We start from the raw sequence: 13,845 nt of genomic DNA, 5'->3' as shown, positions 1-13,845 counted from the left end.
GGATGATCCACATTTTTCTTTTCCAGCGACAGGAAAAAGTAGTTTGGCTGTCAGCGATCTTGTTCAACTAATTGGCGGAACTTTGGTGACCGTGGGCTCCAGCTCAAATGACGGCTCAACGCTGCGGGCCGATCCGGTCGAGGTAGGATTTTTGTTCCTCGGGGGAGAGGTTTTGGCTCTGGACCCAGCGGAGGGCGGCGGCGCGGTCGTTGCGGGCCCAGCTGTTGAGGGAATTGCGGACGGAGTCGCGGCGCTGGTTGTCGTCGCTAATGGTGCTGGCCCAGGCGGTGGCGGAGGCGGGATCGTACTGGGAGATGCGACCGACGAAATTGTGTATCATTTTGTCGCGGACCTGGCCTTCGGGAAGTTTCCCGAGCCATGCGGAGGTGGCAGCCGGGTTGTTGCTGGCCCAGTTGGAGACGGCGCTGCCCATGGCGTTGGTGCGGGCGTCGCCGTCCGGCAGGGTGGTGAGCCAAGTGATGGCGGCGGCGGGGTTATTCTGCGACCACTGGCTGGCGACCTGGTTGATGGCGTTGTTGCGCGCCTCGGGGCTTTTCAAGGTGGCGACGGCGGCGGCTGCTTTTACGGGATCGTCGTCGGCCCATTGACCGATGATGCGGGCGGTGAAGTTGGCCTCGATGCGCGGGTCAGATTGCGTTCGGGCCCAGGCGAGGGCGGCGGCGGGGTCGGTGCGTCCCCAGTTGCCACTGATGTTGCTGAGATAGTTGGCGAATTGCGGGTCGTCCTTCAGTCCGAGAACGTAACTGGCAGCGGCCTTCGGGTCGTTGTCCGACCAATTGGCAAGGACGGAGCTGTAGGCGTCGCGGCGGCCATCGTCCGGGGGCAGACTTTCGACCCATTTGAGGGCGGCGGGCATGTCCTGCTGCGCCCAGTTGGAGGCGATATTGCTGAGGGCGTTGCGTCGGACCTGGCTCGGTTCCATACTGGTGACAAACTCGGCGGCGGCTTTGGGGTCATTCTGAGCGAGCTGGCCGACAATGTTACCGATGGCTTGGTTCTGAGACTCGCCGGCGGGCAGGGTCTGGGCCCAGGCGAGTGCGCCTTTCGGATCATTCTGGGCGAGGCGTCCGGCAAGGTTGCTGATGACGTTGCGCTGGGTGTTGCCGGGCGGCAGGGAGGCGGCCCATTGCTTGGCGGCCTCGGGGTCGCTCTCGACGAGGTTAAAGGCGATGGAGCTGGAGAGGTTGCGCTTCGACTGGCCATCGGGCAGGGAGCTGACCCACTGCATGGCGGCGGCGGGATCGGTCTGCGACATCTGGGAAATGATGTTGTTGTAGGCGGACTCACGGGCGCGTTTGTCGGGCAGAGCCTCGGCCCATGCGCGGGCGGCGTCGGGATCATTTTGGGCGAGCTGGCCGGCGATGGCGCTGTAGGCGTTTTGCTGCGCCTGGCCGGGCGGAAGCGATTTCGCCCATTGCGTGGCGGCGGTCGCATCTTTCTGGGCCCAGACGCTGACGACGCTGCTGATGGCTTGAGAACGGAGGTTGCCGCCGGGCAGGGCGAGGGCGCGCTGGGCGGCGCTGGCGGGGTTGGCCTCGGCGAGCTTTTGAAAGACCTGAAAGGAGAAATTGCGGCCTGAGTTGCCGCCGAGGGTGGTGATGAGTTGATAGGCCTCCTCGGGCTGCTTCTCGGCGAGGGCGTTGATGAAAAAGCCCATGGCCTGGTCGCGGTCGCGTCCGGGCGGCAAGCGGAGGATTTCGGCCTTGGCGGTGGAGGGGTCCTTGCTGGCCCAGTTGGCGAAGATCATGCCCAGAGTGCCCTGGCGGAGTTCGCGGTTTTTGGTGTTGCGGACGAAGTCGTAAGCCTTGCGCGGGCTGAAAGTGGCCCAGCGATTGACGATCTGATAAAGCAACGCCCGGCTGTTGCGGCTGCGCGGTGCGGCCTGGACTTCGTCGAGAGCCTGGAGGACGCTTTTTTCGTCGAGGCTGTTCGCAAACTGGTTCATGCGCCGGTAGAAATTATTGTCCAGTGGCAGCTTAAGGAGTTCCTCGAGGGAAAAGGTGCGTTCCTGCGGCTGGCCATTGTTCGCCGGATCCACGTCGATGGCGCGGGACGAGCCGGGGTCGTTCGGGTTGGCGGCGAAAGTCGAGTTGCGGGCGAATGTGGCACCGGGCCTTCCGACGACGGAGCCGGGGATGACTTTGGGAGCGGTGACGCGGCCGAGAATGCCCCCGAAAAGGAGACCGACGGCGAGAAAGAGCAACGCTTTGGAGGAGAGCATGGAAGTCGATTAGCAGGATTGGGCCCTCATGGAAAGACGCATGGCAGGCGGCGATCTTAGGAAAAACTCGTCGCAAGCCCTGGCAAACATCGGTATAGTGCGTTGCCCTTATGAAGTATTCCTACCCAGACCTCGACTCCGTCACTTTGTCTGCCGTCATGCACGCCCTGTCGGACGAGGCTCGGCTGGAAATCCTCCGCCAGCTCATTGCCAAGGAAGACGGCGAATGCTGCTGCGGCGAGTTCTGCGGCGATCTGGCCAAGGCGACGGTGTCGCATCACATGCGGGTCCTGCGCGAGGCCGGGCTCATCCAGCACCGGGTCGAAGGCACGAAAAGCATCACCTTTCTCCGCCGCGACGAAGTGGCAGGACGTTTCCCCGGTTTGTGGGAACTGATCGGCACCCAGCAACTCGTCGGCTAGATCAAAGTCCGGCGAAGAACTCCCACTCGACGTCGCCCAGCCAGGGCAATCCCTCGTGGCCGAAATCGGGATAAACCTTCAGGCTCTTTTTCGACGTGATCTTGTTGTAGGCCGCAAATTGCGACGACGGCGGGCAGATGGTGTCCATCAGGCCGACAGCCATCAGGATTTCTCCCGTGATGCGCGGGGCCAGATGCTGGCAATCGATGTAACCAAGCCGGGTGAAAATCTCGTTTTCACGTTCGTGATTCGGATCAAACATCCGGAAGAAATACTTCAACTCGTCGTAGGCATCCTTCGCCAGATCCATTTCCCAGACGCGTTGGTAATCGCAGAGAAACGGATACACTGGCAGGGCGCGCTTGATCGGCGCGAGCGCGGCGCAGGCGAGGGTGAGAGCGCCGCCTTGCGAACCGCCGTAAGCGCCGAGTCGGTCGCCGTCGATTTCACGGAAACCGGACACGATTTTTGCCAGTTGCGCCGTGTCCAAAAAGATCTGGCGATAGCCCAATTTGCGCGGGTCTGGGTCGTCCAGGCCGCGAACGATGTGACCGCGCAGCGTCATTCCGCGTGCGCCGCCGAGGTCGTCACTTTGACCACCCTGACCGCGGCAATCGAGTGCCGCCACCGCAAATCCCGCCGCCGCCCAGCGCAGTTTCGGAGCCCAGTCGCCGCTGTTGCCGGAGTAACCGTGAAATTGCAAAAGCGCAGGCCCCGGCTTTTCGGCTTTCTTCGGGCGAATGTATTGGGCGTGAACCCGTGACCCACCGACGCCAGTGAAAAACAGGTCGAACGTCTCCGCAAAATCGACGCCCGAGATCGGATGCGGCACCAGCTCGACCTGCGGATCGATGGCCTCCATTTCGGCCAGTGCGTCGTCCCAATAGGAATCGAAGTCGGCTGGTTTTGGGTTGCGGCCCTGGTATTTCAGGAGCTCGAGAAGAGGTTTGTCAACGAGTGGCATGGTGGAAAGGATTCAGTCGTCTTAGAGAATCGCCCGCAAGTCGAATGAGAAACGAACTTGCTCTAGTTATAGATGCGTCGTCTAGTTTTGAATGGAAAAAACTCGGATCGAACGCGATTCCATGGGCGAAATGTCGGTGCCCGCCGATGCCCTTTATGGAGCGTCCACCCAGAGGGCGGTTTTGAATTTTCCCGTCAGCGGCTACCGGTTTCCACGTTCCTTCATCCGCGCACTGGGCTTGATTAAAGCCGGCGCGGCTCTGGCCAATCGCGACTTGGGAAAACTCGATCCGGGTTTGAGCGAAATCATCGTCACCGCCGCGCTGGAAGTCGCCGACGGGAAGCTCGACGAACATTTTCCGCTCGATATTTTTCAGACCGGCTCCGGGACGAGCACGAACACGAACGCCAACGAAGTCATCTGCCACAGAGCGATGCAACTCGGCTCCGAAGTGCATCCGAACGACCATGTGAACATGGGCCAGTCGAGCAACGACGTCATTCCGTCGGCCATCCACATCGCGGCGGCGGAGTCGTTGAAAAACGATTTGCTGCCCGCTCTCGACGCGTTGCACTTGGAGTTGCTCGGGAAATCCGGCGAGTTCTGGGACGTGCTGAAAATCGGCCGCACGCACCTCATGGATGCGACTCCGATTCGACTGGGGCAGGAGTTTTCTGGTTACGCGAAGCAGGTGGAATACGGAAAACTGCGCGCTGGAAACGCCATTCGTGCCCTCGAAGAACTCGCGCTCGGCGGCACAGCGGTCGGCACGGGATTGAACACCGACCGGACGTTTTCCGGCAAAGTCTGCCGCACGCTTTGGGAGAAAACGGGGATTTCGTTTCGTGAAGCGGCCAATCATTTCGAGGCGCAAGGCGCCAAGGACGGTCTCGTGGAGGCGAGCGGTCAGCTCAAGACGATCGCGGTGTCACTTTTCAAGATCGCCAACGATCTGCGCTGGCTTTCGAGCGGTCCGCAATGCGGCATTGGCGAACTCCAATTGCCTGCAACTCAACCCGGCAGCTCGATCATGCCCGGCAAGGTGAACCCCGTAATGTGCGAATCGCTCATGCAAGTTTGTACGCAAGTCATCGGCAACGACGCCACGATCACCTGGGCCGGCGCGAATGGAAATCTCGATCTCAACGTCATGATGCCCGTGATGGCGCACAACATTTTGGAGAGCATCCGATTGCTATCGAACTCGACTCGACTTTTTGCCGACCGCTGCGTCGCCGGGATCGTGGCGAACCGCGAACACTGCGAGTCCTTGATCGAGAAAAGCCTGGCAATGGTCACGAGTCTCGCGCCGATCATCGGCTACGATTTGGCGGCAGAGATTGCCAAGGAAAGCGCCAAGACCGGACGCACCGTGCGGGAGATTTGTCAGGAGCGGCAGATTTTACCCGAAGAAAAACTCGCCGCCGCGCTCGATCCCGTCAAAATGACGGGCAACGCATGAGCACCCGCATCGACGACACTTTCGCCCGACTCCGCAGCCAAAATCATAAGGGCTTCATCGCCTACATCACCGGCGGCGACCCCGATTTGGATCGAACTCGGATCATCGCCCACGCCCTCGAGCGCGCCGGGGTGGACATCCTCGAAATCGGCCTCCCATTTTCCGATCCGCTGGCCGACGGCATCGCCAATCAACTCAGCGCCCAGCGCGCCCTCGAAGCCGGCACGAACATCCCGAAACTGCTAGCGATGATCGCTGAATTTCGCAAAACGTCGCAGCTTCCGATCGTCATTTATTCCTATTTGAATCCTGTGCTGACTTACGGCTTCCGCAAATTCCACGAGGAAGCCGCAGCCGCCGGAGTCGATGGCCTTCTCCTGCTCGACTTGCCGCCCGATGAAGCGAATCGCAGCGCGGAACTCGCGAACTCATCCGGGTTGCAACGCATTCTCCTCATCGCGCCGACCACACCCGCCGAGCGCATCGCCAAGATCACCGCCGCTGGATCGGGCTTCATTTATTACGTCTCCCGCGAAGGCGTCACCGGCGAGCAGAGCAGCGTCGCCACCTCCTTGCCCGAGCGCGTGGAAATGATCCGCGCCACCACAAAACTGCCCATCGCCATCGGCTTCGGCGTGTCGAATCCCGAGCAAGCCGCCGAAGTCGCCGCCGCCGGGGACGCCGTCGTTGTCGGCAGCGCCATCGTCAAACGCATCCAGGAACACGCCGCCGATCCAGAACTGGGCGAGAAGATTTTCCAATTCGTCCAGCCGCTCGTCGCTGCGGCGCACGGAGTTTGATTCGAGTTGCATTGCACTCGCGCGTGCTCCAACCTTCCGACCCGCAAATTTTCCCATGATCGTCATCCTCAAACCCCACACGCCGCGTCCCGACATCGATTTCGTCATCGCTGAAATCGAAAAACTCGGTTACGCCGCCAGCCCCATCCACGGCACCAACCAGACCGTCATCGCCGCCATCGGGGACGAAACCACCCATCACACCCTCGAGTCGCTCACCGCACTTCCCGGCGTCGAACGCGTCGTCCGCGTCCAGAAACGCTACAAACTCGTCAGCCGCGACGCGCATCCCGAAGACACCATCGTCGATGTCGATGGCGTGAAAATCGGCGGCGGCCACTTCGCCATGATGGCCGGCCCGTGCAGCGTCGAGAGCGAGAAACAACTCCTCGACACCGCCCACGCCGTCGCTGCTGCCGGTGCCACGATTCTCCGCGGCGGAGCCTACAAACCCCGCACCTCGCCCTACGAATTCCAGGGCCTTGGCAAAGAAGGCCTCCGCCTCCTCGCCCTCGCGAAAAAAGAAACCGGCCTCAAGATCATCACCGAACTCCTCAGCGAACTCGACGTCGAACACGTCGCCGAAACCGCCGACATCCTGCAAATCGGCGCGCGCAACACGCAAAATTTCGCCCTTCTCATCGCCGCCGCCAAGACCGGCAAACCCATCCTGCTGAAGCGCGGCATGAGCGAGCGCATCGAGGAATGGCTCATGGCCGCCGAATACATCCTCGCCCACGGCAACCCCAACGTCCTCCTTTGCGAACGCGGCATCCGCACCTTCGAGACCTACACCCGCAACACCCTCGATCTCGCCGCCGTCGCCATCGCGAAAAAAGAATCGCATTTGCCCGTCATCGTCGATCCGAGCCAGGGAGCCGGACGCGCCGATTTGGTCAAAGTCCTCTGCCGTGGCGCCGTCGCCCTCGGAGCCGATGGATTGCTCATCGAAGTCCACCCCAACCCCGCCGAAGCCCTCAGCGACGGCCAGCAACAACTCGACCTCGCCGGCTACGCCAGCCTCCCAGCCGAGTTGGAGCCCTTTCTGCGAGCCGTCGGCAAATAAATCCGCCGTTTCCCTGGAGGGAAGCGGCCCTCGCTTCCTCAAATCAGGCACTGACAGCGCAGTGCCCTCCAAGTGAAACCCATCGGAGTTGCATCCGACTCTGAATCGCGACTTCGCAGCAGCGCGTCGCAGTAGCGCAACCACTCATCGGCCTTTCGCAGCGCCTCATCGGCGTCGCGCAACGAGCCATCGCCCGTGCGCAGCCCTTCGTCGGAGAGCCGCAGAGGCTTGTCGGAGGTGATTTGAGTTCCATCGCACTCCCGCAACCGCTCGTCGGCGTTGTGCAGAGGCTCATCGGCAGTGCGCAGCCAATTATCGGAAATGCGCAGCCGTTTATCGGGCTTGCGCAGCCACAAATCGGCGATTGTAGTCCATTTATCGGTATTGATTAGTTCAAACCTCGCCGCTTTTCCAGATCAGCGTTTTAGCACATCCTCGTTCCCAAACTCCACATCCTTGTCCCCGAAACTCCGTTTCCCCTGCGTGTCGCATGAGACAATGGAAACCAGAGTTTCCAGAGCAAGGCATTCCCAAACTGGAGTTTGGGAACGAGGGAAACGAGGAAAAATCGCCTGCTCCCTCTTTTTCTTTTCTTCCTGAGTTTAATCGTTCAAGCTCGCGTTCAACTGCGGTAAACCACTTAAAAACACTCCTTATGGACAAAACACCCAAACGCCAATTCCACTTCCCTCTTTCCGTCCTCATCACCGAGTCGGGCAAACTCCAGCAAGCTGTCGCCGACACCCTGTTCGCCGCCATCCTTCCGCGTCTCGGTGGAGCCAGCGCTGCCGCCGACTTCGAGGCGCTCCGCGAAACCTTGCACCAGGAAATCGTCAAACAATCCGGCCAGGGCGGCGACAGCGGCACCCTGACCCAGGCGCAAAACGACGCCCTCCATGAGATGCGCCGCCTCGCCTCCGGAGCCCGCCGCAGTGCCAGCCTCGCGCTGAAGGGACAGGACGTCGTCCTCAGCGGGGAATTTCAAATCGGCCAGAGCGAGACCGATTCCACCCTAGGCGGCGAAGTCGGTCGCGCCCGCAAGACCCATGCCGCCAGCGTGAAATACGCCACCGCCCTCGCCGAGGAAGCCTGGATGGCGAGCGACGCCACCGATTTTATCGCCGCCATCGAGATCGTGGCCGAGGCCGACCTCGCGCAGGAAGCCGCCCTGGCCGACGGCACGAAATTCACCGCCGCCGTCACCAACGCCGCGAACGCCGTCTATGCCCGCAGCCTGCGCGTGCAAAACGCCTGCCGCCTGCAATGGCCCTTGCCCCGCCCCGGCCAAACCATCGCGCCCGAAACCGTCAACGCCCGCAGCCGTTTCCTGGTGGATAGCTTCCCACCCAGAAACAAAAACACCCCCGATGGAAATACGCCGGGTGCTAGTACTAGCGGGACACAAGTGTAAGCGTTTCTAGTAAGTTCAGCTTTTCTTTAATCCTACTGGAGAGCTTATGATATTCACGACCGCCAAGGAGATACAAACTGTCTCGTTTGGGAGGCCTCATGTTGTGATCCTAGGAGCAGGTGCTAGTCGAGCAGCATTTCCAAATGGAGATAGATATGGAACTAAGCTGCCCGTGATGAAGGATTTTGTCGATGTTCTAGGACTTCGTGGAGAGCTGCTAAAAGCTGGCGTTTCAGAGGACTTTGACAATTTCGAGTTACTTTTTACTAAAGTTGCTCTTGATCCCTCGCTAAGCGAGCTGATGGTATATGTAGAGACAACTATCAGCAACTACTTTAGCTCGCTAGAACTCCCGGATACCCCTACAATATATGACCATTTAGTTTTAAGTCTGCGGCCTAAAGACTTTATCGCCACCTTCAATTGGGATCCGTTTTTATGGAATGCTTGTGCCAGAAATTATACCTTTAGCACCCCTCCTACGATATTGTTTCTCCATGGTTGCGTGGCTACTGCTCATTGTCCCAAATGCAAGATTGTCACGACACGTTTTCTTCATTGCAAGAAATGTGGATCGACGTTGATTCCTTCTCCTTTACTTTATCCCATCCAAAACAAGGATTATACCTTGGATCCTGCAATTGCGGCACACTGGAGAACATTGGATCATGCTTTGAAAAATGCTTGGACATTAACTATTTTTGGCTACGGCGCTCCCCATACAGACGTGGAAGCAATAAGGTTGATGAAAAGTGCTTGGGGAAACGTTGCTGAGCGCGAATTAGAAGAAACCGAGATTATAGATGTTAGATCAGAGAAAGAGCTAGTAGATACATGGTCGCCTTTTATCCATACACATCATTATCGGACCGCATTGGATTTCTACGATTCTCTACTAGCAAAGCATCCTCGAAGAACATGTGAAGCATTATGGGCGTGCTTGATGGATTGCCAATTTCTGGATCAGATTGATTTTCCAAAAGCGGCAGATTTCCCTGAGCTTTATAGTTATCTTTTGCCGCGATTAGAAGCTGAGAATAAAAAGAGTGGTACCCAATGAATGGAAGAGAAAAACGTCAGTGGTGTTTCAGTCATTGCCTAGTTGAATCAGATGGGTGGAATGACACTAATAAGGCATGTTGTCTTTTCAAAGCAGCACATCTCACTTAAAAGCGTTAAATGGAAGGGATATCATATACCACAATAGCGGTTGCTCTTTTGACGATCTTGTTTGGGGGGGTTGTCTCGGCTCTCTTGAGCCAAGGTATAACGCTGTATCGAGCTGATAGAGACCGGCAGTTAAGCAAACTAGAAGAAATTGCGATGGCAACACAGGATGCATTTGCCTGGGGTAAACAATATCAAGACTTACGTTTAGGATTGTTCATCGGAACCATAAAGGTAGAAAAATCCCAACATATTAAGGCCCTTGTGGACGAAATAGATAGAGAACATTGGGATGCATACAAGCGTCTAATGGTCTTAACAGATATCTGGTATCCAGATTTAAGGAATTCTGCACAGGAACTAATTAACAGCGTTATTGCCAGCGGAAGCCAAATTGAAGATCGATATAGACGATATCAAGATCATTTAAAAAATCCGACGCATCCATACGTCAATAAGCAAATAGACGAGAGTAAAATCTTCGAATGGAAAGATACTCTCCGCAAACAGATCATAGAGCAAGTAGACTTAATCAGAATGGGGTGGCTTGGAGCTTGGCTCAAAAAAATTTCTCAACAATGAATTTAAGCTGCTCGCCCCCTCGTTTACTTAGTCTGATAACTCTCTAATTCGGCTTGTCGATCTCCAAGTAGCTGAGGGTTTCGGGGTTGGGTGAGGCGGGTTTGGTGAGTTGGATTTTCATCGACTTCAGGAAGGTGCGGCCTTCGATGTTTTGGGTGCTGATGACGTCGAATTGTTTGGCGAGGGCGCCGGTCCAGTCGAAGGCTTGGGCGCGGATGAAGGCGCCGCTTTGCACGTTGACCCAGAGTTTGACGAAGGCGTAGGGCGATGATTTATCGGGCGCATCGAGGCGGAGTTTCCAGCAGGGGAGGGAGCGGAGTTTCTCGTCGCCGAGGTCTTCGATCCGGGTCCAATAAAGGAAGCGCAGGGCGAGGTCGTCGTAGGTGAGGACGGAATTTCTGATCGGAGTCGTGGTCTTATCAGCGCCGGTGATTTTGACGCCATTTTCCCCGAGCTGGACGCGGATGGTTTCCGCCGGGTCGCGAAAAACGTAAGTGGAAACGCCGCCGCGCTGGGTGAGCTGGAAGGGGATGTTCGTCGCGCCGGTGCGGAGTTTGCCGGTGAGGGAAACGTCCTGCGCGCGGATCATTTCGCGGGCTTGGGCGACGATTTCGGGGCCGCTGGGTTTCGCCCACGAGGGGAGTGCCAATGCGATGAAAGTGGCGATGCTGAAAAGGAGAAGGGCGGTTTTCCGTGCTTGTTTGCCGGGGCGATGAGTCATAGTTTGGCGGTCTGTTTTTGATGGACCTGGAGTTACTTTATTTATTCAACCGCACCTGGACAAGTCCCGCGCTGGACTGGGTGATGGCGGTGGCCTCCTGTGTGGCAGTGTGGATGCCGCTCCTGATTTTGGCGGGCGGGCTGATGCTGATTTTTGGCAATTTCCGGGTGCGGGCGTTCGTGCTTTGCGCGGGGCTGACGCTGGGTTTGCTCGATGGCGTGAGCAGCAAATCGCTCAAGAAAAGCGTGGCTCGTCCACGACCCAACGACGTCCGGGCCGACGTGCGCATGGTCGATCTGGCAAACGCGTCGCCGCGTCTGCTGGCGCTGGGCAAGCCGTTGAAAATCAAGATGGCGCGTCCGTCGGAGAAACCGGTGGAGGGGAACTCGTTTCCGTCGTCGCATGTGGTGAATAATTTTGCGATGGCGACGCTGGCGGCGGTATTTTTTCGCGGACGCGGCTGGCTGCTCTTTCTGCCGGCGGCGCTGGTGGCGTATTCGCGGATTTACGTCGGCGCGCATTATCCCAGCGATGTGGTGGTTTCGATCTTTCTCGGGGTGGGCGAGGCGCTGCTGCTCTTCCTCATTTGCAACGCGCTCTGGCGGCGGCTCGGCCCGCGCTGGTTTCCGAAGACGGCGGAGTTGCATCCTGATCTGCTGAAATGAAGACACGACTTTTTCTGATTCTCGCCGTGCTGACGGTGCTGCGGCTGCTGATTTGCGGACGCTTCGAGCTGTCGCCCGACGAGGCGTATTACTACCAATGGTCGCAGCATCCCGACCTCGCCTATTATTCCAAGGGACCGGGCGTGGCGATGACGATTCTCGCTTCGACAAAGCTCTTCGGCGCGACGGAATTTGGCGTGCGCGCGCTCAGTCCGCTGCTGGGCTTGGGAACGTCGCTGCTCGTCTTCGGACTCGCCCGGCGGATCTACGACGAACGCGCCGGATTCTGGGCGGCGATCCTGACGCAATGCCTCCCGATTTTTAATATCGGCGCACTTCTCATGACGATCGATCCGCTGTCGATTTTCTTCTGGCTGCTCGGGGTTTACAGCTTCTGGCGCGCCATCGAAGTCACACCCCGATGGAGCCCGTGGTGGCTGCTGTCCGGGCTGGCGGTCGGGCTCGGTTCGCTCGCGAAATACACCAATCTTGCCGCGCTCCTCTCGATGGCGGCGGTGATTTCCCTCGTGCCCGCATGGAGAATCCAGTGGCGGCGGCTTGGCATTTATCTCGCGCTGCTCATTGCCGCGCTCTGCATGATTCCGCCGGTGCTTTGGAATAATGAGCACGACTGGATCACGCTCACGCACCTGAGCGAACGTGGCAATCTGGAGACCGGTTTCGCGCTGCACCCGGAGGAGCCGTTTAAGTTCCTCGGCGAACATCTCGGCGTCTATTCGCCGCTGATATTGATCGGACTCGGCTGGAGTTTTTTCGCCGGACTCTGGAATTTCAGCAACCATCGCAAGACAGCCTTCCTCATTTCCTTCGCCGCGCCGCTGATTTTTCTCTACTTCGGATTGTCGCTAAAGGAAGCCGGCGAGGCGAACTGGACCGCGCCCGCGATGGTCACGCTGGCGATTTTTGCCACGCGCGACTGGCTGCGCCGGTTCGAGCGCAAGCCGTGGTTTCGCATCTGGGCGCGGGCCGCGCTCGTGCTAGGGGTTTTCATTTCCCTGCTCGCGATGGGCACGGAACCGCTCCGCAAAATGGGCATCCACTGGCCCTACGAATATGACGCAGGCACGCGTCTGCAAGGCTGGACCGAGACGGGAAAAACCGTCGCCGAGGTTCGCCGTGAGGTCGAAGCCAAGACCGGCGGCCCGGTTTTCCTGATCGCCAACAAATACCAGGTCGCCGCCTCGCTCGCCTGGTATCTGCCCGAAAAACCGGTGATGCGAGCGGGCGATCCGCCGGTTTACATCCCCGAGTCGCAGATGATTCAGAACCAATATTCCTTCTGGCCGAGTTACGACACTTTCGACGATGCCGCGCCGCACGAACTCGATCCATTCAACACTGAAGAAGCGGGTGTGAATCGATTCATGGGCAAAAACGCGCTCTACGTCACCGACCGCGCCGAGGGCAAACCGGCGGAGGCGCTCATGCGCGGCTTCGAGCGCTGGGAGTATTTCGGCGAGCGGGAAATCACGAAAAATGGGCTGCTCGTCCGCAAAATTCGCTTTTTCATTTGCACCAATTATAAGACCCTGCCTCTCTAAGACCCCGCCAAAATCTCCATGAGTCCACACATTTCCGTCGTCATTCCGCTCTACAACGAGGAGGAAAATATCGCCCCGCTCCAGCAACAACTCGAGTCCGGCCTGGCTGGACAGGATTACGAAATCCTCTTCGTCGATGATGGATCGAAGGACGCCACCGTGGCCAAAATCGAGCGCAAGCCGACCGTGAGCGTGCTCGCTTTTGAGAAAAATGCCGGCCAAAGCGCTGCGATGTATGCCGGCATCATGGCGGCGAAAGGTGACATCATCGTCCTGCTCGACGGCGACCTGCAAAACGATCCTGCCGATATTATGAAACTCGTCTCTTCCGTGGAAAACGGCGGTGACCTCGTCTGCGGTTACCGCGCTAAACGCCGCGATACGGTGGTCAAGCGCATCACCAGCCGCGTGGCCAATTTCGTTCGGAGTCGCTTCATCGGCGACGGCGTGCGCGACACGGGTTGCAGTCTGAAGGCAATGCGAACCGAATGCCGCCGCGCGCTGCTGCCCTTCTACGGAATGCATCGTTTCATTCCGGCGCTGATCAAAAACGCGGGTTACAAAGTGGTGGAAACCCCGGTGAATCACCGGCACCGGCAGTTTGGCATCAGCAAATACGGCCTCGGCAACCGTGCGATCAAGGCCACGATGGACATGTTTGGAGTGGCTTGGCTGAACTCACGCCGGGTGGATTACCGGATCAAACCGGAAAGTTAGACCCCGGGGAGCGCCCGCGTCTCGCGGCCAGTGTTGCGTGTCCCACGCAACACATCTGGAAAGG

General features: G+C 58.4%; 14 protein-coding genes. 10 read left to right on the top strand and 4 right to left on the bottom strand.

Features of this window, described 5'->3' with window-relative positions; all coding sequences use genetic code 11:
* Positions 1 to 115: 115 nt before the first annotated feature.
* Positions 116 to 2,242 carry a hypothetical protein gene (locus ABIT76_07425; protein MEO7932971.1) on the bottom strand — a complete coding sequence of 709 codons (2,127 nt, stop codon included), beginning with the start codon at positions 2,240 to 2,242 and terminating at the stop codon, positions 116 to 118.
* Between the two features lie 110 nt (positions 2,243 to 2,352).
* Here ABIT76_07425 and ABIT76_07420 point away from each other — a divergent pair, with 110 nt between their 5' ends.
* Positions 2,353 to 2,664 carry a metalloregulator ArsR/SmtB family transcription factor gene (locus ABIT76_07420; protein MEO7932970.1) on the top strand — a complete coding sequence of 104 codons (312 nt, stop codon included), beginning with the start codon at positions 2,353 to 2,355 and terminating at the stop codon, positions 2,662 to 2,664.
* A gap of 1 nt (position 2,665) precedes the next feature.
* On the opposite strand, the gene ABIT76_07415 is transcribed toward ABIT76_07420, so the two are convergent.
* A complete protein-coding gene (locus ABIT76_07415; protein ID MEO7932969.1) occupies positions 2,666 to 3,628 on the bottom strand; it encodes an acetylxylan esterase in 963 nt (320 codons plus the stop codon).
* Positions 3,629 to 3,719: 91 nt separating this feature from the next.
* Between ABIT76_07415 and ABIT76_07410 the strand changes: the two genes are divergently transcribed.
* Genes ABIT76_07410 through aroF form a run of 3 tightly spaced genes read left to right on the top strand, consistent with a single transcriptional unit; the run spans position 3,720 to position 6,956 of the window.
* Entirely contained in the window at positions 3,720 to 5,090 is a 1,371-nt protein-coding gene (locus tag ABIT76_07410; GenBank protein ID MEO7932968.1) for a class II fumarate hydratase, read from the top strand.
* Complete coding sequence (gene trpA, locus ABIT76_07405; GenBank protein ID MEO7932967.1) at positions 5,087 to 5,890, top strand: tryptophan synthase subunit alpha; 804 nt, start codon at positions 5,087 to 5,089, stop codon at positions 5,888 to 5,890. Before ABIT76_07410 ends, trpA begins: the two co-directional genes overlap by 4 nt.
* A gap of 55 nt (positions 5,891 to 5,945) precedes the next feature.
* On the top strand, positions 5,946 to 6,956 hold the full coding sequence (gene aroF / locus ABIT76_07400) for a 3-deoxy-7-phosphoheptulonate synthase (protein ID MEO7932966.1): 1,011 nt from the start codon (positions 5,946 to 5,948) through the stop codon (positions 6,954 to 6,956).
* A gap of 38 nt (positions 6,957 to 6,994) precedes the next feature.
* Here the strand turns inward: aroF and ABIT76_07395 are convergent, their stop codons facing one another.
* Entirely contained in the window at positions 6,995 to 7,312 is a 318-nt protein-coding gene (locus ABIT76_07395; protein ID MEO7932965.1) for a hypothetical protein, read from the bottom strand.
* 299 nt (positions 7,313 to 7,611) lie between these two features.
* Here ABIT76_07395 and ABIT76_07390 point away from each other — a divergent pair, with 299 nt between their 5' ends.
* From ABIT76_07390 to ABIT76_07380, 3 genes are all read left to right on the top strand, one after another.
* On the top strand, positions 7,612 to 8,367 hold the full coding sequence (locus tag ABIT76_07390; GenBank protein ID MEO7932964.1) for a hypothetical protein: 756 nt from the start codon (positions 7,612 to 7,614) through the stop codon (positions 8,365 to 8,367).
* Positions 8,368 to 8,413: 46 nt separating this feature from the next.
* The gene (locus tag ABIT76_07385; GenBank protein MEO7932963.1) at positions 8,414 to 9,427 is read left to right on the top strand and encodes a hypothetical protein; all 1,014 of its coding nucleotides are present in this window, start codon (positions 8,414 to 8,416) and stop codon (positions 9,425 to 9,427) included.
* Positions 9,428 to 9,546: 119 nt separating this feature from the next.
* The gene (locus ABIT76_07380; GenBank protein MEO7932962.1) at positions 9,547 to 10,116 is read left to right on the top strand and encodes a hypothetical protein; all 570 of its coding nucleotides are present in this window, start codon (positions 9,547 to 9,549) and stop codon (positions 10,114 to 10,116) included.
* 43 nt (positions 10,117 to 10,159) lie between these two features.
* Here the strand turns inward: ABIT76_07380 and ABIT76_07375 are convergent, their stop codons facing one another.
* Entirely contained in the window at positions 10,160 to 10,837 is a 678-nt protein-coding gene (locus ABIT76_07375) for an outer membrane lipoprotein-sorting protein (protein MEO7932961.1), read from the bottom strand.
* 20 nt (positions 10,838 to 10,857) lie between these two features.
* On the opposite strand from ABIT76_07375, the gene ABIT76_07370 reads away from it, so the two are divergent.
* Genes ABIT76_07370 through ABIT76_07360 form a run of 3 tightly spaced genes read left to right on the top strand, consistent with a single transcriptional unit; the run spans position 10,858 to position 13,781 of the window.
* Positions 10,858 to 11,502: a phosphatase PAP2 family protein gene (locus ABIT76_07370; GenBank protein ID MEO7932960.1), complete on the top strand. Its 645-nt coding sequence runs from the start codon at positions 10,858 to 10,860 to the stop codon at positions 11,500 to 11,502.
* Positions 11,499 to 13,064, top strand: a complete 1,566-nt coding sequence (locus ABIT76_07365) for a glycosyltransferase family 39 protein (protein ID MEO7932959.1) — start codon at positions 11,499 to 11,501, stop codon at positions 13,062 to 13,064. The genes ABIT76_07370 and ABIT76_07365 overlap by 4 nt, the downstream gene beginning before the upstream one ends.
* Before the next feature lie 18 nt (positions 13,065 to 13,082).
* Positions 13,083 to 13,781, top strand: a complete 699-nt coding sequence (locus tag ABIT76_07360) for a glycosyltransferase family 2 protein (protein ID MEO7932958.1) — start codon at positions 13,083 to 13,085, stop codon at positions 13,779 to 13,781.
* Positions 13,782 to 13,845: the final 64 nt, after the last annotated feature.

Source organism: Chthoniobacterales bacterium (assembly GCA_039930045.1).
Taxonomy (GTDB): Bacteria; Verrucomicrobiota; Verrucomicrobiia; order Chthoniobacterales; family DASVRZ01; genus DASVRZ01.
The sequence above is the reverse complement of the archived record's forward strand: the minus strand, read 5'-3'. Positions and strand labels throughout refer to the sequence as shown.